The sequence below is a fragment of the Agrobacterium sp. CCNWLW32 genome, from assembly GCF_037083425.1.
GTDB lineage: Bacteria > Pseudomonadota > Alphaproteobacteria > Rhizobiales > Rhizobiaceae > Agrobacterium > Agrobacterium radiobacter.
The window spans coordinates 475,308-495,944 of sequence record NZ_JBAOJM010000003.1 but is presented as its reverse complement, the minus strand read 5'-3'; the positions used below and the strand labels follow the sequence as shown (position 1 = coordinate 495,944).

The window sequence follows — 20,637 nt, the reverse complement described above, 5'->3', positions numbered from 1 at the left end:
TTATGGTAACCAAAGTGTTTACGAGTCCCTGCAAAAATATTTCGTTAAGGTCTGCGCATTGTAAGGCGAAGGCAAAACAATGACTTGCGCGGGTACTGCGTGCATCCGCACTGCATCGTCCCGGGAAATACCCCTTAAAGGAGCGCCATCGGCCTAAAAATTTCCGTCGCCGCATTGTCAGGTAAATTCCGACTTGGCCGGAAATTTGCTGCAAATGCGGCAGGACTGCGACAGGGCAAGCCCCTGCCGGAAACACCCATGCTTACCGGAGAAATCGAAAGGGGCTTGATCCGCCAAAGCCGGCTTGGCATCCTGCCCTCAAAAGGGAGGCACATCATGAAGGCGCTGCTGCTCATCGATATCCAGAACGGGTTTTGCCCGGGCGGCAATCTGGCCGTTGCCGATGGCGACAGGGTCGTGCCCATCGCCAATGCCCTGATCGACAATGGCGGCTACGATCTCATCGTCGCCTCGCAGGACTGGCACCCGGAAAATCATGGCAGCTTCGCCTCGCAGCATCCCGGCAAGAAACCTTTCGACATGGGCGAACTCTCCGGCAAACCGCAGATGATGTGGCCGGACCATTGCGTGCAGGGTACACCGGATGCGGAATTCCACCCTGATCTCAAGACGGAAACCTTCGATTACATCCAGCAGAAGGGCGAAAACCCCGCCGTCGACAGCTATTCCGCCTTTCGCGACAATGATCAGGGCGCGACGACGGGACTGGCCGACTATCTGAACCGCCAGGGTATCACGCAACTCGACGTCTGCGGCCTCGCCACCGATTACTGCGTCAGCTTTTCGGTGCTCGATGCCCTCGACATGCTGCCTGATGTGAAGGTGCGTTTCATCGAGGATGCCAGCCGCGGCATCGATCCGCAGGGCATCAAGGCCGCGATTACCACCATGCGGGAAAAGGGCGCAATCGTTCTCAAAAGCCGCGACATTCTGCGGGACTGAAGAACACTGGGCTTACCACTCTCCTCATCCCTGTGCCCGTCACAGGAATCCAGCCGACGCGCGTCTGCGCGGCGAGAGAGTCTTTCCAGCCCAAGGACTTGGGCTGGCTGGATCCCTGTGACGAGCACAGGGATGAGGAAGGAGAGTGCCGTTACCGCGGCTTCGGTTTCTCCAGAACGTCGATATCGCCTGCTGCATCCTCAAGGCGTCTCAGGATCGCGGCATGCGCATCCCTGAGCCCCTCATTATAAAAAACATGCCCCAGCTCCTCTGCCAGAAAGTCGACGAAGATCTCCGCCTGCAGATGGCCGATCTCGGTTTCGGTCTCACGGGCAAGATAATCCCTGATACGTGCGGCCAGCGCGGCCTTTTCCTGCTTTTCCAGCATCGATCTTCCATCGTCTGACTGTTGAGGTGCACGAGAAGACGGCGGTGAAGCCGGCCCGGCACCGGCCATATGGGGCGATACCGTAACGGAAGCTTCAAGTTAATCAATCGATCCATTCATGCAATTCGTTTGCCAGCCGGACGGGACGGCGATAGAGCGGCGGCAAGGAGTTTCCAGACATGTTCAATGCAGATTTTCGCGAGGGATTGAAGAGCGGTTTCCCGATCGCCCTCTCCGCCGCCCCCTTCGGTGCGCTGTTCGGCGCCGTCGCAGTCGATAACGGGCTGAGCGTCACCGAAGCCACGATCATGAGCGGCACCGTCTATGCGGGTGCAAGCCAGCTCGTTGGTATCGAACTGTTCGGCCAGAAGGTTGCCCCCTGGCTGATCGTTCTTTCCGTCTTCGCCGTCAATTTTCGCCATATCCTCTATTCGGCCGCCATTGCCCGGATGATCTCGAACTGGTCATTCCTGCAAAAAGCCGCTGGTTTCTTCGTGCTGGTGGATCCGCAATTCGCCGAATCGGTCAGGAAATATGAAAATACCGGCACGGTCGGCTTTTCCTGGTACATGGGCTTTGCCGCGCCCGTTTATGTGCTGTGGCTGGCCATGACCATTCTCGGCGCATCGCTCGGCAATATGGTCGGCGATCCGAAAGCCATTGGCCTCGATGTGCTGCTGCCGATCTATTTCATGGGCATGGTGCTGAGCTTCCGTCAGCGGGAGAATTTCTACCCTGTCATGCTGGCAAGCGCGGTTGGCGCAACGGTTGCCTATCACATCGTCGGCTCCCCGTGGCATGTGAGCCTCGGCGCGGTCGCCGGAATTCTCGTTGCGGTCCTTTATCCGCCAAAACCGAACGGCGCATCGAATTCTGAAAACGGGGTGGAAACGCCATGAGCGACATGCTGCACGCCGATACGCTGATCCTGATCGCGCTCGCCGCCATCGCCACCTACCTCACCCGCATCGGCGGCTATGTTCTGATGACGCGGATGAAATCCATCCCGCCACGCATGGAGGCGGGACTGAACGCCGTTCCGGTCGCGGTTTTGACCACGCTCGTCGCACCCGCCTTTTTTGAAGGCGGATACGAGGTGAAGATCGGCATGGTGGCAGCACTTCTGGTCTGTCTGCGGTTTCCCGGCCTGACGATGCTGGCCGTCGGCTGGGCCATCGTCATCGCCATCAGGCATTTCGGGCTGCTTTAAGCGACCCGCTCCAATGGCTTCGTTGCGGCAACGAGCCACGCCTTAACCTCCTCGTCGGTGATCAAGGGAGAAAGCTTCTCCAGAACCCCGGCGTGATAGGTGTTCAACCAGTCGAGTTCTTCGTCGGTCAAGAGAGCGGTGACCACCAGCCTGCGGTCGATAGGGCACCATGTCAACGTCTCGAAGGAGAACATCGGCTGGTCACCGCCGGCGACCTCTTCCGCCTCGCGCACATAGATGAGGTTCTCGATGCGGATGCCAAAAGCGCCGGGCCGGTAATAGCCCGGCTCGTTCGACAGGATCATGCCGGACAGCAGTTCCTGCGTCGAAAGCCTTGAGATACGCTGCGGCCCCTCATGCACCGAAAGATAAGAGCCGACGCCGTGGCCGGTGCCATGGGCGTAATCCGCTCCCGCTTTCCAGAGCGCGATGCGCGCCAGCGGGTCGAGATCGCAACCACGCGTTCCCTTGGGAAACCGTGCGGTGCTGATGCCGATCATGCCTTTCAGCACCAATGTGAAGAAACGCTTCTGCTCCTCCGGAACGGCGCCGATCGCAATCGTGCGGGTGATGTCAGTGGTGCCGTTGACATATTGCGCACCGGAATCGACGAGGAACATCTCCCCATCCGCAAGTGTGCGGTCCGTATCCGTCGTGACGCGGTAATGGATGATGGCGGCATGTTCGCCGGCACCTGAAATCGTGTCGAAAGATACGTCCTTGAGCGGGTTTTGCAGCCCCTGCCCCACCTTGACCCGAGCGGCCTCGAGCGCCCTGACGGCGGCAATTTCGGTGACGCTGCCGGGCTGCTGACGGTCCAGCCAGCAGAGATATTCGACCATGGCCGCCCCATCCTGCACATGAGCGGCTGCCGAGCCGGCCAGCTCCGCCTTGTTCTTGCGCGCGCGCGGCAAGCGGACAGGATCAGCCTCCTCGATCAGGGTGCCGCCCGCCGCGGTAATCGCGCCGGTCAGCGCCACCGGCGTCAGATCGGCATCCACCATGACGCGACCTTTAGCGCTGGCAATGGCATGCAGGCGGTCGGCGATTTTCGAAGGCGGCAATTGTGTCGCGAGCTGCGCCAGATAAGCCTCGGTCTCAATGCCGGTCTTCCGCTTGTCGAGAAAAATATCCGCCCTGCCATCCGCATAGATGATGGCGCGCGCGAGCGGATGCGGCGTATGCGGCACGTCATTGCCGCGAACGTTGAAAATCCAGGCAATGGACGACGGATCGGTAACCAGCAGGGCATCTGCGCCCTTTGCCGAGACCGTTTCCGCCAGCGAGGCGATCTTTTCCTTCGCCAGCTTGCCGGTAAAGGCCTCGGGCTGGATAACGACGGGCTCCAGCGGCTCGGATGGACGGTCCTGCCACAGGACATCAAGCGGGTTCTTTTCGAGGAGAACGACCGAACCGCCTTTGCCGGCAAGCACCTTTTCCAGTCGCTTCAACTCCGCGCCGGTGTGCAGCCACGGATCGATGCCGAGCCGGAAACCCTGTGGAGCATGTTCGGCCAGCCAGACGGAGGGCGGCGCGCCAACCAGATCGCCGCCGCTGAAGATCGATTGATCGACCTGCGACTTGAGTTGCGTTGTGTAACGGCCATCGACAAAAACCACCGCCTCCGCGCGCGTCACCAGCGCAATGCCGGCGGAACCGGTAAAGCCGGTCAGCCATGAGAGGCGCTCGGCGCACTCAGGCACATATTCTCCCTGATATTCATCGGCGCGCGGCACCAGAAAACCGTCGATGCCGAGGGCGTCGAAACTGGCGCGCAGCGCCTCGACACGGGCCTTGCCGAATTGCGGCGCGGATTTGTTTTCGAAGGTCTGGAACATGAGCGTCTTTCGGGAACTGTCATGAGAAAAACTGTATGATCGCGCCATCAAACCGTTGGCGCGGCACGACAATGCCATGCGGACAAAGCCGGTTTCAAGCCATATATGACAGATGGGATTGCGACGATAAATTGTGCATGTTTCGCGAAATAAGTAATACTCAAGGCAATATGTCATGCGAAAAACGCATATCTACCCTGAGATATCCCCTCTAACCAAACAAAAACACATCGCTTATCTTCAGGGCAACACAGCGAGAGAGACACTCTCATGGCAAACAAGGATTTGAAGCAATGGCAAAATCTTTCCTCCGCACCGCCTTCGATCGCGTCGTTGAAGCACGCGAGCGTCAGGTCAGCCGCCACGTCAACGCCGCCCTTCTGAACCTCGACGACAAGTCGCTGGAAGCGCTCGGCATGAACCGCGCCGATCTGCGTCGCAAGGCAAAGTCCAGCTACGTATTCTGATAGTGTCCGGTGCGGAGATCCTCCCTCCGCCGCGCCGAACAGGAATACGTCGACCCGCTTGAGCAAACTCCTCCCATCTGCTCGCGGGTTTCCAGGCGGCGCGAAAGCGCCGCCTTTTCTTTTACCCCGAAAGGGATGCTGGGGAAGCTTCAGTCCTTGCGCAGGTGCAGCGTCACCCAGCCATTACGCCAGATCGTGCGGACATGGGAAAGCCGCGCGCCATTATAGGCGGAAAGCACTTTCCAGCGCTGTGACGCCAGAATGCCCGACAGGATGACGGTGCCGCCGGGCGCCAGATGCGTGACGAGCTGCGGTGCCATCTTGATAAGCGGCCGCGCCAGAATATTGGCAATGATGAGATCGAACGGGCCATGCTTGCGGAAAGCGTCCGAGTGGAAACCCGGCGCGGTCTCCAGCGCAAGCCCGGAGACGATACCGTTCAGCCGCACATTCTCCTTCGCCACCTTCACCGCGATGGGGTCGATGTCGGTTGCAAGCACGGGAATTGGACGCATCTTGCGTACAGCAATCGCCAGAACGCCGCTGCCGGTGCCGAGATCCAGCGCATTGCGCACCGTTCTCGCCCGCAGAACTTCCTCGATCATCTCAAGGCAGCCGGCCGTCGTGCCATGATGGCCCGTACCGAAAGCCTGCCCCGCCTCGATTTCGATTGCCAGATCGTTCGCCTGCACCTTATCGCGATCATGGGCGCCATACACGATGAAGCGCCCTGCCCTGACCGGCTTCAGCCCCTCGAGCGACTTGGCGATCCAGTCAACGTCAGGAACGGTCTCCTTCTCGATGACGAGACCGGGAAAGGCAGGAGCAAGCAGCGCGCTGACACGCTCGCGGAACTCTTCTTCCTGTTCAGCCATCAGATAGACCGAGGCTTCCCAGATATCGCGCTTTTCATCCACCTCGGTGGTGGCAATCGCGACATCCTCCTCGCCGAAATAGTCCGACATGAGATCGAGGATTTCACCCGCCTGGATTTCGGTCGTGGTGACGTAAAGTCGGATTTCGCTCACGGCGGGCTGCTTTCTCTGGCTAATAGTTCTGTGTCTGCCTTTGCCACAAAACCGCAGTCAGTCCAATAAGCCGCGCGTAATTAAACCTTCGTACCCTTCAGAAGATTCTGAAGTTTCTGCTCGGCGACATCGGGATTTTCCCCATAGGCAATCGTCCCCGCAAAGCGGCCATTGGCATCGAGCAGGATGACGGACGCCGTGTGATCCATGGTGTAATCGCCATTCGGATCCTTCTCGTCCACCGGCACCTTCTTGGCATAGATGCGGTAGCCCTTCAGCGTCTCGGCAATCTTGTCGGCCGGGCCGGTGATGCCGGTGATCCGCTTCGAGACGTTGGAGACATATTGCTGCATGATCTCAGGCGTATCGCGCTCGGGATCGACGGAGACGAAATAGGCCTGCAGCTTGTCGCCGGCCGGGTCCACCTTCTCCATCCAGCCGTTCAGCTCGAACAGGGTTGTAGGGCAGACCTCCGGGCAATGGGTGAAACCGAAGAACAGCGCTGTCGGCTTACCCTGAAAGGCTTTTTCGGTAATCGGCTGGCCGGTTTGCGCCGTCAGTTCGAACGGCACGCCATAGGCCGTCTCCACCATCTGCTCCCGGGTTTTCGTCATTTCGATCGTCAACCAGCTGACGACACCGGCGAGAACGAGCACGACAGCCCACAATACGATGCGAATATTTCTCATTTTCCAATCCTACCCCGAAAGCCGGCGGCATATCGCAGGCTCTGGCAGACAGATAACGAAAGGCGGTGGCGACGGCAAATCAACTGGACGTATTTGAGCCGACCGCGCTGATTTGTCACAAATCCGCAGCCGAAAAAACGTCAGAGGCACCAGGCGATGCCGCTCTGCACCGTAGACAGGAAAATATCCGTGCCGTGCCGCACCCAGCCGTCAAAGGCAAGAAGCACGATGGCAAGCGAGGCCACAGCCGCAAGACTTGCCAGAATAAACTTCAGCGGATGGGAAACGAGCGCGTTCATATGCCTATCATAACCTGTTTGCGTGGGCGCGAAAACCGCCAAAATACTGGGTTTTGCCGGCAGGCGCGGGGCAATTGTTAGGGAAAGTTTAAAATCTTGCTGTGCATTATGACCATAGCGGTTTTTAAGCCTCGACATGATGTCTCCCGGTCCATTATCCGGCTACCGCATAAAGCTCAATCCTGCGCGGGCCTGTTAGAGAGCCATCAGAGGAAACCTGCCGTCATGTCCAACGCCATCAAGCAATCCGGCGCATATCTCGAAATCGTTTCCTTCCATCTGAGCGATCAGGAATTCTGCATCGACATCATGGCGATCCGCGAAATCCGCGGCTGGGCGCCGGTTACCCCGATGCCGCACACCCCGCCCTATGTTCTCGGCCTCATCAACCTGCGCGGCGCCGTCATTCCCGTCATCGACATGGCCGGCCGCCTTGGCATGAAAATGACCGAGCCCTCCGAACGCTCCGCTATCATCGTCACCGATATCGGCGGCAAGCTGGTTGGCCTTCTGGTGGAGCAGGTCTCCGACATGATGACCATCCGCTCCGAAGACCTGCAGCCCGCGCCCGATATCATTCCGGAAGAGCAGCGCAGCTTCTGCCGCGGCATCGTCGCGCTGGAAAAGAGCATGGTCTGCTTCCTCAACCTCGACACGGTCATTGCCGACGAGCTGGCGCGCGAAGCAGCCTGATCCAGGCATCAATAACGCAATTGCGAGGGGGCGAGCCTTACGGCTTGCCCTTTTCCCATGTGACCTGCTGGTTATAGAGCGGCACCGTGGAAATCGCCATCTTGGCCGAACCGTCAGTCAGCTCCCGTGCATGCACCAGATAGATAAGCGTGTCATTGGCCTTGTCATAGACGCGGCTGACGACCAGCTTCTTCCAGACCAGCGACATGCCCTGCCGGAACACCTCTTCCCCGCCCTTCGAGAGATCGATATCGCCGATCTCCACCGGCCCCGTCTGGCTACAGGAAATGGCGTTGTTGGATGGGTCTTCAAACCAATTGCCGTTCTTCAGCCGGTCGATCACGCCGCGCTCGAAATAGGTCACATGGCAGGTCACGCCCTTGATCTTCGGATCGGCAATCGCCTCGATGACGATGTCGTTGCCGATCCAGTCGACGCCAACCTCACCCACGACCTGCGAATGCGCGGCAGTGACCGGAAGCAATGTCAGAAAGCCCGCAAACAAACCCGACAGAGTTTTCGTCGTCATCGCATCTTCTCCGTTACGCTGCTTCAAACATAAGTGCGCGGAACGGTTACGCAACCCGGGAGACGGCGCGTTTTTTCATGCTGCAGGGCTGGTAACCGGTGGAGGTGAGACGGCCTGCGACCATGCCGATCTTTTCCGGCAGGTCGCGAACATGGGTGACGCGCAGCGCCTTGGCCGCCGCAATCGACGCTGCCGCGCAGACAACGGCATCTTCGGCGGCATTATGGTGCACGAAACGCAGCTGGAGGTGATGGGCAATGACATTCAGCTTATGCGATTCCAGCTGCGGCCAGACGTGCCGGGCGATCTTGACGCTGCACAGATAAGAAAGATCGGGATAGGACTGCCGGTACTTGTCGAACGACGCCCGCATGACACTGAAATCGAAGGCGGCATTATGGGCGATCATCGTCGCACCGTGGAAGTCGTCGATGAACTCCTCCATCACCTCAGGGAATTCCGGCGCGTCCTCGACATCGGCAGGGCGAATCCCGTGGACGGCGATGTTGAAGGGCGAAAACCGCATGTCCTTCGGCCGGATGAGACGCTCCTCGACGCGAACGATCTCGCCGCCCTCTATCCACGCAAGCCCGACGGAGCAGGCGCTGCCCCGCTCCTCATTGGCGGTCTCGAAATCGATGGCGATGGTTTTCAAGAGTGATTCCCGTTGTTTCATTCCGGCATAAACCGGATTGACCTCAAAGAGAACCGGCCTCGGCTGAACGCGCTTCCGAAAGCATCCAGTCGATGAGCGTCACCAGATCGGGATTATCGAGCATACGCCTGGGATAAACGAGGAAATAGGCAAGCGTGCTGGCCATGTCCTTGCCGAAGGGGGCGATCAATGCGCCTTCCGCAAGCTCGCGGGAAACGAGCGAACGCCGGGTCAGCGCAATGCCGTGCCCGGCCTTGGCCGCATCCAGCGCGCCGTTGCTGTCGATGAAGACGGTGCCGCCGGTGGCATCGACATCAGATGCCCCCGCCGCCTCCAGCCACCGCCGCCATTCATTGCGGTTTTCATCATGCAGCAGGGGAACGGACTTCAGATCACCCGCCTCCTGAAGCGGCCCGTATTTTTCAAGAAGCTGCGGCGAGCAGACCGGCAGCGTGCTGTCATCGATGAAGCGGATACTCTCAAGCCCTTCATACCGGCCAAAACCATGCCGCACCGCCAGATCGACGTCGTCCCTTGAAAAATCCACCAGCCGGTTCGTCACGCTGATGCGGACATCCACATGCGGGTGTTGCTGCTGGAAGGCCGGCAATCGCGGCATTAGCCATTGCACGGCGAAAGTCGGGGTGCAGCTGAGCGTCAGAACGGTGATCTCAGATCGCGCCGTCAGTTCCGCCGTCGCCTCGCGCATCATCCGGAAGGCCGTGCGAAGCGCGCCGTAATAACGTTCCCCTTCACGCGTCAGCTGGATGCTGCGCGGTTTGCGGGAAAAAAGCTGCACACCAAGCCGCGCCTCCAGCTCCCGGATTTGCAGGCTAACCGCGCCGGGCGTGACATTCAGCTCATTGGAGGCAAGCGTGACGCTGCGATACCGCGCTGCGGCCTCGAAGGCCTGCAGTCCTTTCAGAGAAGGAAGTTCGGCTGCCATGATTTAGCTCACCTCAATTATCGCACGAGAAACAATCGTTTGAAAACACCATAAAACAGGGAGTAAATAGACGCAACAAGACCTGAAATGCAGTGAAAGCCATCCAACTTCGATTTGAGCTAAACTCAACCGATATCGGGTGGATGGCGGCGGTCCCGTCTGCGATCATGTCGATGCTCATGCTTTGGGAGATGATGATGGCGATACAGAAACAGATGGATGCCCGCGAATGGGCGATGCTTGTCGCGCTTTCGCTCCTGTGGGGCGGATCGTTCTTTTTCATCGGTGTCGCGGTCAAGGAATTGCCGCCGGTCACCATCGTTACGCTGCGGGTCACCCTTGCCGCCACAGCGCTTCTAATCGTCTGCCGCATCATGGGCCTTCGCCTGCCGCGCGAAGGGGCGGTGTGGCGTGCGTTTTTCGGCATGGGCCTGCTGAATAACATCATTCCCTTCTGCCTGATTGTCTGGGGCCAGACCCATATTGCCAGCGGGCTTGCCTCGATCCTCAATGCCACGACGCCCCTCTTCACCGTCATCGTCGCGCACTTTCTGACCGCCGACGAGAAGATGACCGGCAACAAGCTCACTGGCGTGCTGATCGGCTTTGCCGGCGTGGCGACCATGATCGGCCCGGTCGCCTTTACCGGCTCATCCGGTCTCTGGGGCCAGATCGCCATTCTTGGCGCGGCCGTCTCCTATGCCTTTGCCGGCATTTTCGGCCGCCGCTTCAAGGCCATGGGCGTGCCGCCACTGATGACCGCCACCGGCCAGATTTCCTCTTCAACGCTGATGCTGATCCCGGCCGCCCTTCTCATCGATAAGCCTTGGACACTCGCCATGCCGAGCCTTGGCACCTGGGGCGCGCTGATCGGCATCGCCCTGCTGTCGACGGCGCTCGCCTACCTCATCTTCTTCCGTATTCTTGCCAGCGCCGGCGCCACCAACCTTGCCCTCGTCACCTTCCTCATCCCCGTCAGCGCCATCCTGCTCGGTTCGCTGCTGCTCGGCGAGCAACTGGAAATGAAGCACTTCGCCGGCATGGCAATGATCGCCGCCGGTCTTGCAGCGATCGACGGCAGGCTGCCGGCGAAACTCAGAAGCCTGCTGCGCAACGCACCGGCTTGACAGCGCTACACGGCAAAAGCATTCTGCGCGCATGATCGCGAAACAGAACACCACCCGTCGCCATACCATCACCGGCCACCCGGCAGGGAAAGGTATGTCGTCGCGTTAAGCGATCCATTTCCACCCTGCCATTAGAGCAGGGTTCGCAAGCCTGCTCCCATACGCCCCAAGGAGACAGGCATGCAGAACGTGAAATTTGCCGATAATGAAGATGATCAGTTCCAGTTACGCGACATCCTCCTGCGCGCACCGCGCCTGGATGATGCCGAAGCCCTGACCGAACTGTTCAACCTGCCGGGCGTCCGTCACGGCACGCTACGGCAACCTTTCCAGTCTGTGGAAAAGACCAGAAAGGCAATGGAGAACCGCGGTCCGAACGATATTTCGATCATAGGCGAATGGCGCGGAAAGATCGTCGCCAATGGCGGGTTGTTTCGCAGGGCAGGACGACAGGCCCATATCGCCGACCTGGCGATCAGCGTTCACGACGATCTCGCGGGAAAAGGGGTGGGGTCGCACCTTCTTGGGGCGCTGATCGACACAGCGGATAACTGGCACGATATCCGCCGCATCGAGCTCAACGTCTTCACGGACAATCTCCCGGCAATCCGGCTCTACGAGAAATTCGGTTTCGAGCGCGAGGGCACCCTGCGCAACGATGCCTATCGTGATGGAAAATACGTCGATGCCCATGTGATGGCACGACTTCGATAGGCGCTTTCAGCGTAGAAGGTGATCCGCAAACACTTCCCGAATGGTCCGCCGCGACCATTCGGCCATTCTTTCGTTCCGCCCGCGCTCGGCATCCAGCACGATCAACGCCTTCCACAGCGCCCAGCCGCGCCCGCGCTGCCATGTGGCATCATCAAGCTCCAGCGCCTGACGAAAAACGGCACGGCTTTCGGCATTGAGCACATTCCAGGCGAGAATGAGATCGGAAGATGGATCGCCGACGCCGGAACTGCCAAAATCGATGACGGCTGAAAGGCGGCCGTTCTGCACCAGCAGATTGCCCTCGGCAATGTCGCCATGCACCCAGACACCCTGCCCCTGCCAGCGGCTGGAAAGCGCCAGCTGCCAGATCTCCATGGCCAGCGCATGATCCACCTCATCGGCAAGGCGTGCTGCCGAGGCCCGCGCCTCCCCGTCATAGACCGAGAGGGACCCGCCGCGATGAAAGTTATGCGCGCCCGCGCGTGGGCCATCCGAAGCATCCACGCCGTGCAATGTTTTCAAAAACGCTGCAATATCAATAGCGACAGTCGAAAGATCGACGCGCTCCAGATGCCGTGCGAGAGGTTCGCCCTCAAGCCAGCGATAGACGGACCAGCAGAACGGATAGCCTTCTCCCGGCTGCCCCAGCGCCAATGGTGCAGGGATCGGAAAAGGCAGGAGCGGTGTAAGCGCCGGCAGCCACCGGTGCTCCTTTTCCACCTGCGCAACATAACGGGCGGCACTTGGCATGCGGATCAGCATGTCGCCACCAAGGCGAAAGCTGCGATTGTCCCAGCCGCTCAGTTCCACCGGCCGGACCTCGAGATCGGCCCATTGCGGAAACTGGTTGGTGACCAGCGCCCGGACCTGCTGTGTGGTGACGACGATGCGGTCATCCATGCTGTGCTCTCCGTCTCAGGCGCAAAGCTTTAGCGGCAGAGGACAACATTGCCATGACGGCGCATCAGCCGCCGATCAGCGCCAGCCACTCGTCTTCATCCATGGTCTGAACACCCAGTTCCGCCGCTTTGGCAAGCTTGGAACCGGCTCCCGGTCCTGCGACCAGAATATCGGTCTTTTTCGAGACGGAACCCGCAACCTTGGCGCCGAGGCTTTCGGCCCGGGCCTTAGCCTCATCGCGGGTGAACTTTTCCAGCGAACCGGTAAACACAACCGTCTTGCCTGCCACCGGGCTGCCTTCGGTAGAGGGCTTTTCGGCCTCCTTCGGGCGAAGCTCCCGTATCAGACGGTCGATGACATCGAGATTGCGCGGTTCCTTGTAGAACTCGATGATGGCGCGGGCCACCACCTCGCCAATGCCGTCGATGCTGTTGAGTTCGGCCCAGGCATCGCTCGCCGGATCGGCCGCCGCCTTCATGCTCTCTTCGAAATGTTCGTAAGTGCCATAGGATCGCGCCAGAAGCTTCGCCGTGGTCTCGCCCACATGACGAATACCGAGCGCGAAGATCAGCCGGTGCAGATCGATCTCGCGGCGGGCGTCGATGGCATCGAACAGCTTCCTGACGCTGACCTTGCCGAAGCCGTCGATATTCTCGAGCTTGGTGAGCGTAGACGCCTCCTGCCGAACCTTCAGCGTAAAAATATCCGGTGCGGTCTTGATCGACAGGGTGGGATCGTCGCTTTCGAAGAAGAAGTCGATCTGCTTGGTGCCAAGCCCTTCGATATCGAAGGCATTGCGCGAGACGAAATGTTTCAGGTGCTCTACGGCCTGCGCCCGGCAGACGAAACCGCCGGTGCAGCGCGTGACCGAATCGAGCTTGCCGGTCTTTTCGTTGCGCTCCCGCACCGCATGGCTACCGCAAACCGGACATTTCTCCGGGAAGGCATATTTCGCCGCCTCGGCCGGGCGCTTCTCCAACAGCACATCCAGAACCTGCGGAATGACATCGCCGGCGCGTTGCACAATGACCGTGTCGCCAATGCGGATATCATGATCCTCCGGGCGGATGCGCTCGCCGCTATTGCCGATACCTTCGATATAATCGGCATTATGCAGCGTCGCATTGGTGACAACGACACCGCCGACGGTGATCGGGGTGAGACGCGCGACCGGCGTCAAGGCGCCGGTACGTCCCACCTGAATTTCAATGTTCTCAACCGTCGTGAATGCCTGCTCGGCCGGGAATTTATGCGCGGTCGCCCAGCGCGGGCTGCGCGAGCGGAAGCCCAGTCTCTCCTGAAGGTCGAGCCGGTCGACCTTATAGACCACACCGTCGATATCATAATCGAGATCGGGCCGCGCAACGCCGATTTCATTATAATGTTCAAGCAATTGCTGGGCGGAGGTGAATCGCTTCATCAGCGGATTGACCGGGAAGCCCCATTCCCTGAACTTCTCGACGATGCCGTATTGCGTATCGGCAATCCGCGTCGGCTGGCCGCCATTCGAAACCTCACCCAGGGCATAGGCAAAGAACCTGAGTTTGCGTTTCGCCGTCACATTGGCGTCGAGCTGGCGCAGGGAACCGGATGCCGTGTTGCGCGGGTTCACATAGGTCTGCTTGCCTTCCGCTTCCATAGTCGCATTGAGCGCCAGAAAGTCGCTCTTCGCCATATAGACCTCACCACGAACCTCCACCACATCGGGCGCGTCCGAAGGCAGCTCGTTCGGGATTTCCTTGATGGTCCTGATATTGGCGGTGACGTTTTCGCCCGTCGTGCCGTCACCACGCGTCGCCGCGGTCTTCAGCCTGCGGTTCTCGTAGCGGATCGACATGGAAAGCCCGTCGATCTTCGGCTCGGCGGTAAAGGCGATGGAATCATCAGGCAGATGCCCGAGGAAGCGATAGACAGAACTCACGAAATCCCGCAGATCCTCTTCCGAAAACGTATTGTCGAGCGACAGCATCGGCCGCGCATGCACGATTGGCGCAAAGGTCGGAAGCGGCGCGAAGCCGACTTTCTTCGATGGGCTATCGGCCCGCACCAGCGCTGGAAAAGCCGTCTCGATGGCATCGTTGCGCCGCTTCAGCGCATCATAATCGGCGTCCGAAATCTCCGGCGCGTCCTTGCCGTGATAAAGGGCGTCATGGCGAGCAAGCTCGGCCGCCAGAAATGCGAGCTCGGAAGAGGCTTCAAGCTCGGTGAGGTTTTCGACGGATTTCTGGTCTTTCGACATGACGGCCTCTTTTCGGAATTACCGAACGCTTTTAGCCGAAATAACAAACATTAAAAACAGTTTTGCCGCTGGACTCACAACGCCGAAAGGCGCTCCAACGGCATTGTCGCGAACGATCAGTCCTTGGCGGCAAGCAGACGAGCGGCCGCAGCCCTCGCCTCGTCCGTTACCGATGCGCCGGCGAGCATGCGGGCGATCTCTTCGGTGCGGTGTTTCGGCTCCATGGTGGCCACGCGCGTGGCGATGCGCTCGCTGCCGTCGCCGGATGGGCCTTTGGAAATGAGGAGATGAGTGGCAGCCCGTGCGGCCACCTGCGGCGCATGGGTGACGGACAGGACCTGCACGGTTTTCGACAGGCGGCGCAGCCGCTGGCCGATGGCATCCGCCACAGCGCCGCCAACACCCGTATCGATTTCGTCGAACACCAGCGTCGGCGCCGATCCGCGATCGGCGAGCGCCACTTTCAACGCCAGCAGGAAACGGGACAGTTCGCCGCCCGAGGCCACCTTCATGATCGGACCGGGGCGCGTGCCCGGATTGGTCTGGACGTGAAACTCCACCGTATCGATACCGTCAGCCGTCGCCTGCTCGGGATCGGAGGTCACCTCGACGGTAAACCGCGCCCGCTCGAGCTTCAGCGCCGGAAGCTCGGCCATGACAGCGTTGGAAAGCGCTTCCGCCGCATTGCGGCGTTTGTCGGAAAGCGATTGGGCGGCACGGTCAAAATCGGCCTTTACGACGCCGAGATTGGCCTCGAGCTTGCCGAGTTTTTCTTCACCGGCATCGAGATCGGCGAGATCGGCCACCATTTTTTCGGCAAGAGCCGGCAGGTCTGGCACGGCGACATTATATTTACGGCCCGCCGCGCGCAGCGCAAAAAGCCGCTCTTCCACCCGCTCCAGCTCACGCGGATCGAATTCGGTGCGGCGCAATGCCGCTTCCACTTCCATCTGCGCATTGGAAAGGCTGTCCAGTGCTGCATCCAGCAATTGCACGGTGTCTTCAAGCAGGCCGGGAGCCTCGTGGCTCTTGCGCTCGAGCCGGCGCATCATCGATGCAATGACAGGCACGGGCGAGGCATTGCCGTTCAGAAACTCGCTGGCCTCAGCGATGTCGCCGGCAATGCGTTCGGATTTCTGCATCGCCGCCCGGCGCTCGGCCAGTTCTTCCTCTTCACCGTCACGCGGCGAGAGCGTTTCCAGTTCCTCAACGGAAGAGCGCAGGTAATCCGCCTCGCGCGCCGCCGCCTCCACCTTGGCGCGGTGCGTCTTCAGAGCCCGGTCAGCATCTTTCCAGGTGCGGTAGAGGCCCTGAACAGCGCGAGCCTCATCGCTCAGCCCGGCAAAGGCATCCAGCAGCGTCCGGTGTGCATCGGTGTCGACAAGCGCGCGATCATCATGCTGGCCGTGGATTTCGACCAGGAATTGACCGAGCTGGCGCATCATCTGCACGCTGATGGCCTGATCGTTGATATAGGCCTTGGTGCGCCCGTCAGAGGATTGCACCCGGCGGAAAATCAGGTCGCCGTCGTCATCGAGACCGTTTTCGCGCAGGAGAAGCCGGGTCGGGTGATTGTTCGGGACTTCGAAAGTGGCAGTAACCTGCCCCTTTTCTTCACCGTGGCGCACAAGGCCGCCATCGCCGCGGCCGCCAAGCGCCAGCGAGAGACTATCGAGAAGAATGGATTTGCCCGCACCCGTCTCGCCCGTCAACACGGAAAGGCCTGCCTCGAAACCGAGGTCAAGCCTTTCGATCAGAACGATATCGCGAATCGAGAGCTGGACCAGCATGGCCTATGCCCCGGTCTCAGGCGCCGATAAGCTTCTTGCCGGCGCGCGAAATCCAGGACCCCTTGTTTTCACGCGGCTCCAGCCCCTGACCCTTCAGCAGCTTGTAGGAATCCGCATACCATTGGCTATCAGGATAGTTGTTGCCGAGAACGGCGGCCGCTGTCTGTGCTTCATCCACCAGGCCCATAGCGTAATAGGCCTCAGTCAGACGCGCCAGCGCTTCCTCGATCTGGTTGGTGTTCTGGTACTGCTCGACGACGATGCGGAAACGCGAAACGGCGGCGAGATATTCCTTGCGCTCAAGGTAATAACGACCGACCTGCATTTCACGGCCGGCGAGCTGGTCGCGGGCGAAACGGATCTTGGCCTGCGCGTCAGCGACATATTCCGAATCGGGATAGTCATTGACGACCTTGTTCATCGCCTCGACGGTGCGCTGTGCTGCGCGCTGATCCTGCGTCACGTCGGAAATCTGCTTCGAATAGGCAAGGCCGATCATGTACTGAACATAAGCGGCGTCCTTCGAGCGTGGATATTGCCGCAGGAAGCGGCTGCCGTTCGTGATGGCCACATCGTTCTTGTTGGTGCGCGTGGCAATGAAGGTCTGCATGACAAGCGCCTTCTGGCCCCATTCGGTAAAGGGATATTGCTTGTCGATCGCCTCGAACTTGCGTGAGGCCTCCGTCATGTTGCCGGCGTTCATGTTGGCAAGCCCCTGCTTGTACAGAACGTCAGGCGGATCGGTCTCGACGCCGAGCTTGGTAATGTCGATATCCGGATCGGACTGGCAGGCCGTGACGACGACACTCGCGCCGACCAACATCAACGAAACGGCGATCCCCCGCATCGTACCCTTCATTGCACCAGACCCTACATGCTTCATTCGACAGTTCCCACTTCCCGCGCAAATACATAAGCATCGGCTTTGCACTGGCGTTCTAGCCATAAAAGCATCCGCAGGGCAACGCAATGATGACGCATTAACGCATTTTTATGGCATCGACCCATGCAATCGCATGAATATCAGACGATATAACGCAACTTCTTGTTCGCATCACGAAAAAGCCGCCCCAAGGGGAGCGGCTTTTTCTGTCAATTGATAGCCTGCGAAGGAACTCAAGCAGACCAGGGTGCGAATTCCGGCATGTTGACCGCAACGAATTCGCGGGCGCGCACCATCTGGTTGCGGGCAGCCGGAGCCTCGACGATCTCGTAAGCGGTGCGGTCGCTCAGCAGGGCCTTCAGCGCATTCGCATTGACCTTGTGGCCGCCGCGATAAGAGCGGTAACAGCCGATGAACTGCGCGCCGGCAAGCGCCAGGTCGCCCACGGCGTCCAGCGTCTTGTGACGGACGAATTCGTCCTTGGCGTAACGCAGGCCTTCCATGTTGATGACGCTGTTGTCGTCGGAGATGACGACCGAGTTCTCAAGCGAGGAACCGAGCGCATAACCGGCGGCCCACAGACGCTCCACGTCACGCATGAAGCCGAAGGTGCGGGCGCGCGACAGTTCATTCTTGAACGTATCCGCCGTCAGGTCGCCCTTCCAGGACTGCTTGCCGATCAGCGGCGTGTCGAAATCGATGTCGACTTCAAAACGCGTGCCGTCATAGGGACGGAACTCCGCCCAGGAGGCACCCGAATCGATGCGCACCGGCTTGGTGACGCGGATGTAACGGCGCTTCACGCCCAGGTTCTTGATGCCAACAGATTCGATCGCCTCGATGAAAGGTGCGGAGCTGCCATCCATGATCGGCGCTTCCGGACCGTCAACCTCAACGACGAGGTTGTCGAGGCCCATGGCGTAGATGGCAGCCATGACGTGCTCGATCGTCGCTACCGACTGGGAGAGCGAACGGCCGAGCACGGTGCACAGATCGGTATTGCCGACATTGGCCGAAACCGCCTTAAGCTCTGTAACACTGCCATTATCGTGAAGGCGGTGAAAGACGACGCCCGTTCCGGCTTCTGCAGGCTGGAAGGTCATCGAGACCGGATTGCCGGAATGCACGCCAATGCCTTTAAGCTGAACAGCATGTGCGATAGTTGTCTGAAATCCGAGCAGTCCGATAGTCATGCGTCTATGCCTTTTTTGCAAACCGCGCTGCTTCAGCCAGCGCCGTTCAAGTTTTTCAAGCCGGTTTTTAACGACCGGAAAAGTCAATCTGTTCCTTCACCCAGCCTCATACATACGCACATGTAGGTGCCACGACAAATCACTGTTCGTTTCGGATTGTTACATGCGTAAGCCATTGAAAACGCGAATTAATTTAGTATTAACAACGTAAAATAAACAAAACGCCCGGATCGTGTGATCCGGGCGTTTCAAGAGGCTTATGGAATCGCCTTTAGTTCGACTGGCGGCGCAGGAAGGCCGGGATTTCCAGCTGGTCATCGTCGTGATGGCTGGACGAGGCAGGCGTTGCACGGCCGTGGTCGTCAAGCTGGCCACGACGCGGTGCGTAGAGGCTTGCTTCCGGCGAAAGCGGTGCGCGGCGCTGCTGCGGAGCCATGCTCGGCGCATCCATCATGTCGGAAGGAACTTCTTCCTCTTCACGGCGACCAAGCGAGTTGGTGATGCGCTTCAGAAGACCCATCGGGCCACGCTCTTCCTGTGCGGCAGGAGCGGCATGGGTGCGGTGGTCCAGCTCGGCCTTCACGACCGGCGGGAAGTCTTCGACCTTCGGCATGCGAACCGGCTCAGGCTGACGGGCAACCGGCGCGGGTTCCTGGTAGACAGGAGCCTGCGGCTGCTGCATCCGCGGAGCCTGAGCGGCAACCTGTTCCGGAGCGTGATAGACCGGCGCCTGCGCAACCGGTGCCGGAGCGGCCTGCTGAACCGGCTGGGCCGGACGGAGGGCAGCCGGTGCTTCAGCCGGGGAAGATGCGAACAGCTTGCTCTGCGGACGGAAATCCTGGGCGGGCTGCTGGTGTGCGGCGAAACCGAGTTCACGTTCCATTTCGGCTTCCGCCGAACGGATGGTCTGGGCGATCGGGTCTACGGCCTTCTGTGCCTGCGAGACTGCTGCAGGCTGTACTGCGGCCGGTGCGGGAGCAACGGCCGCGGAAGGACGGATAAGCGGCTTGGCAACAGCAGCTGCGGCGCGCATCTCGGCAATGTTCTGTTCGCCAACGCCAGCAACGCGGTCAATGCCGGTTGCGACGACGGAGACGCGGATGAGGCCTTCAAGCGCTTCGTCGAAGGTTGCGCCGAGGATGATGTTGGCATCCGGATCGACTTCTTCGCGGATACGGGTCGCCGCTTCGTCGACTTCGAAGAGGGTGAGGTCGCGACCACCGGTGATGGAGATCAGGAGGCCCTGCGCGCCCTTCATCGAGGTTTCGTCGAGCAGCGGGTTAGCGATCGCCGCTTCCGCAGCCTGCATTGCGCGGCCCGGACCGGAAGCTTCGCCGGTGCCCATCATTGCGCGGCCCATTTCGCGCATGACCGAACGGACGTCGGCGAAGTCGAGGTTGATAAGACCTTCCTTCACCATCAGATCGGTAATGCAGGCAACGCCGGAGTAAAGAACCTGGTCGGCCATGGCGAAGGCGTCCGCAAAGGTCGTCTTGTCATTGGCAATACGGAAAAGGTTCTGGTTCGGAATGACGATCAGCGTATCGACGGACTTCTGCAGTTCCTCGATGCCCTGTTCGGCAAGACGCATGCGGCGGCCGCCTTCGAAGTGGAAAGGCTTTGTGACGACGCCGACCGTCAGGATGCCCTTGTTGCGCGCAGCCTGTGCGACGACCGGGGCAGCACCCGTGCCGGTGCCGCCGCCCATGCCGGCGGTGACGAAGCACATGTGGGTACCGTTCAGGTGATCGATGATCTCGTCGATGCACTCTTCAGCAGCCGCGCGGCCGACTTCCGGCTGGGAGCCGGCGCCGAGGCCTTCGGTGACGTTGACGCCGAGCTGAATGACCCTGTCTGCCTTCGTCATGGTCAACGCCTGAGCATCCGTGTTGGCGACGACGAAGTCGACGCCCTGGAGGCCAGCCGTGATCATGTTGTTGACAGCGTTACCACCACCGCCACCGACACCGAAGACGGTGATGCGTGGCTTCAGCTCTGTGATATCAGGCTTCTGCAGCTGTATCGTCATTTTAACATTCCTTCTTTCTCTGGCCGCATCGCCCCGCTGGCCGATTCTTGAAACTCA

At 59.8% G+C, this 20,637-nt stretch carries 21 protein-coding genes; 7 read left to right on the top strand and 14 right to left on the bottom strand.

All coding sequences use genetic code 11. The features are described from left to right. Positions 1–336: 336 nt before the first annotated feature. Positions 337–963: a bifunctional nicotinamidase/pyrazinamidase gene (gene pncA / locus V6R85_RS09680; protein WP_111781808.1), complete on the top strand. Its 627-nt coding sequence runs from the start codon at positions 337–339 to the stop codon at positions 961–963. Positions 964–1,114: 151 nt separating this feature from the next. On the opposite strand, the gene V6R85_RS09675 is transcribed toward pncA, so the two are convergent. Next, a complete protein-coding gene (locus V6R85_RS09675) occupies positions 1,115–1,351 on the bottom strand; it encodes a DUF2164 domain-containing protein (RefSeq protein ID WP_004430806.1) in 237 nt (78 codons plus the stop codon). Between the two features lie 179 nt (positions 1,352–1,530). Here V6R85_RS09675 and V6R85_RS09670 point away from each other — a divergent pair, with 179 nt between their 5' ends. Further along, positions 1,531–2,250 carry an AzlC family ABC transporter permease gene (locus V6R85_RS09670; protein WP_060725086.1) on the top strand — a complete coding sequence of 240 codons (720 nt, stop codon included), beginning with the start codon at positions 1,531–1,533 and terminating at the stop codon, positions 2,248–2,250. Further along, on the top strand, positions 2,247–2,561 hold the full coding sequence (locus tag V6R85_RS09665; protein WP_004430802.1) for an AzlD family protein: 315 nt from the start codon (positions 2,247–2,249) through the stop codon (positions 2,559–2,561). The genes V6R85_RS09670 and V6R85_RS09665 overlap by 4 nt, the downstream gene beginning before the upstream one ends. Here the strand turns inward: V6R85_RS09665 and V6R85_RS09660 are convergent. Then, positions 2,558–4,399: an aminopeptidase P family protein gene (locus V6R85_RS09660; RefSeq protein ID WP_111834737.1), complete on the bottom strand. Its 1,842-nt coding sequence runs from the start codon at positions 4,397–4,399 to the stop codon at positions 2,558–2,560. The two genes, V6R85_RS09665 and V6R85_RS09660, sit on opposite strands and share 4 nt — an antisense overlap. Before the next feature lie 293 nt (positions 4,400–4,692). On the opposite strand from V6R85_RS09660, the gene V6R85_RS09655 reads away from it, so the two are divergent. Continuing rightward, positions 4,693–4,866 (top strand): hypothetical protein, encoded by a 174-nt coding sequence (locus V6R85_RS09655; protein WP_003522343.1) that lies wholly within the window; start codon positions 4,693–4,695, stop codon positions 4,864–4,866. Between the two features lie 149 nt (positions 4,867–5,015). Here the strand turns inward: V6R85_RS09655 and V6R85_RS09650 are convergent, their stop codons facing one another. From V6R85_RS09650 to V6R85_RS09640, 3 genes are all read right to left on the bottom strand, one after another. Further along, positions 5,016–5,894 (bottom strand): 50S ribosomal protein L11 methyltransferase, encoded by an 879-nt coding sequence (locus tag V6R85_RS09650; RefSeq protein ID WP_004430796.1) that lies wholly within the window; start codon positions 5,892–5,894, stop codon positions 5,016–5,018. Between the two features lie 80 nt (positions 5,895–5,974). Beyond that, positions 5,975–6,583 carry a cytochrome oxidase assembly protein Sco gene (gene sco, locus V6R85_RS09645; RefSeq protein ID WP_004430794.1) on the bottom strand — a complete coding sequence of 203 codons (609 nt, stop codon included), beginning with the start codon at positions 6,581–6,583 and terminating at the stop codon, positions 5,975–5,977. Positions 6,584–6,723: 140 nt separating this feature from the next. Next, the gene (locus V6R85_RS09640) at positions 6,724–7,020 is read right to left on the bottom strand and encodes a hypothetical protein (protein ID WP_223564867.1); all 297 of its coding nucleotides are present in this window, start codon (positions 7,018–7,020) and stop codon (positions 6,724–6,726) included. An 87-nt stretch (positions 7,021–7,107) separates the two neighbouring features. Between V6R85_RS09640 and V6R85_RS09635 the strand changes: the two genes are divergently transcribed. Then, a complete protein-coding gene (locus V6R85_RS09635; RefSeq protein WP_004430791.1) occupies positions 7,108–7,575 on the top strand; it encodes a chemotaxis protein CheW in 468 nt (155 codons plus the stop codon). 37 nt (positions 7,576–7,612) lie between these two features. Here the strand turns inward: V6R85_RS09635 and V6R85_RS09630 are convergent, their stop codons facing one another. From V6R85_RS09630 to gcvA, 3 genes are read right to left on the bottom strand one after another with little or no spacing between them, the layout of a single operon-like run. Continuing rightward, positions 7,613–8,104 (bottom strand): CreA family protein, encoded by a 492-nt coding sequence (locus V6R85_RS09630; RefSeq protein WP_004430787.1) that lies wholly within the window; start codon positions 8,102–8,104, stop codon positions 7,613–7,615. Between the two features lie 46 nt (positions 8,105–8,150). Further along, positions 8,151–8,759, bottom strand: coding sequence for a 3'-5' exonuclease (locus V6R85_RS09625; RefSeq protein ID WP_004430786.1), 609 nt, complete (start codon positions 8,757–8,759; stop codon positions 8,151–8,153). Between the two features lie 43 nt (positions 8,760–8,802). Continuing rightward, a complete protein-coding gene (gene gcvA, locus V6R85_RS09620; protein WP_020809655.1) occupies positions 8,803–9,705 on the bottom strand; it encodes a transcriptional regulator GcvA in 903 nt (300 codons plus the stop codon). A gap of 197 nt (positions 9,706–9,902) precedes the next feature. On the opposite strand from gcvA, the gene V6R85_RS09615 reads away from it, so the two are divergent. Both V6R85_RS09615 and V6R85_RS09610 read left to right on the top strand, forming a co-directional pair. Then, positions 9,903–10,832, top strand: coding sequence for a DMT family transporter (locus V6R85_RS09615; protein WP_162695564.1), 930 nt, complete (start codon positions 9,903–9,905; stop codon positions 10,830–10,832). 180 nt (positions 10,833–11,012) lie between these two features. Beyond that, positions 11,013–11,546 (top strand): GNAT family N-acetyltransferase, encoded by a 534-nt coding sequence (locus V6R85_RS09610; protein ID WP_020809657.1) that lies wholly within the window; start codon positions 11,013–11,015, stop codon positions 11,544–11,546. A 6-nt stretch (positions 11,547–11,552) separates the two neighbouring features. Here the strand turns inward: V6R85_RS09610 and V6R85_RS09605 are convergent, their stop codons facing one another. The 6 genes from V6R85_RS09605 to ftsZ all read right to left on the bottom strand — a co-directional run bounded on the left by V6R85_RS09605 (position 11,553) and on the right by ftsZ (position 20,580). Then, on the bottom strand, positions 11,553–12,446 hold the full coding sequence (locus tag V6R85_RS09605; protein WP_111834736.1) for an aminoglycoside phosphotransferase family protein: 894 nt from the start codon (positions 12,444–12,446) through the stop codon (positions 11,553–11,555). Positions 12,447–12,510: 64 nt separating this feature from the next. Next, positions 12,511–14,685 carry an NAD-dependent DNA ligase LigA gene (ligA, locus tag V6R85_RS09600; RefSeq protein ID WP_111834735.1) on the bottom strand — a complete coding sequence of 725 codons (2,175 nt, stop codon included), beginning with the start codon at positions 14,683–14,685 and terminating at the stop codon, positions 12,511–12,513. A 116-nt stretch (positions 14,686–14,801) separates the two neighbouring features. Continuing rightward, complete coding sequence (recN, locus tag V6R85_RS09595; protein WP_111834734.1) at positions 14,802–16,475, bottom strand: DNA repair protein RecN; 1,674 nt, start codon at positions 16,473–16,475, stop codon at positions 14,802–14,804. Positions 16,476–16,491: 16 nt separating this feature from the next. After that, positions 16,492–17,358 carry an outer membrane protein assembly factor BamD gene (locus V6R85_RS09590; RefSeq protein WP_060725092.1) on the bottom strand — a complete coding sequence of 289 codons (867 nt, stop codon included), beginning with the start codon at positions 17,356–17,358 and terminating at the stop codon, positions 16,492–16,494. 233 nt (positions 17,359–17,591) lie between these two features. Next, positions 17,592–18,551 (bottom strand): UDP-3-O-acyl-N-acetylglucosamine deacetylase, encoded by a 960-nt coding sequence (gene lpxC / locus V6R85_RS09585; protein WP_004430769.1) that lies wholly within the window; start codon positions 18,549–18,551, stop codon positions 17,592–17,594. 271 nt (positions 18,552–18,822) lie between these two features. Beyond that, positions 18,823–20,580, bottom strand: a complete 1,758-nt coding sequence (gene ftsZ, locus V6R85_RS09580; RefSeq protein WP_020809663.1) for a cell division protein FtsZ — start codon at positions 20,578–20,580, stop codon at positions 18,823–18,825. Positions 20,581–20,637: the final 57 nt, after the last annotated feature.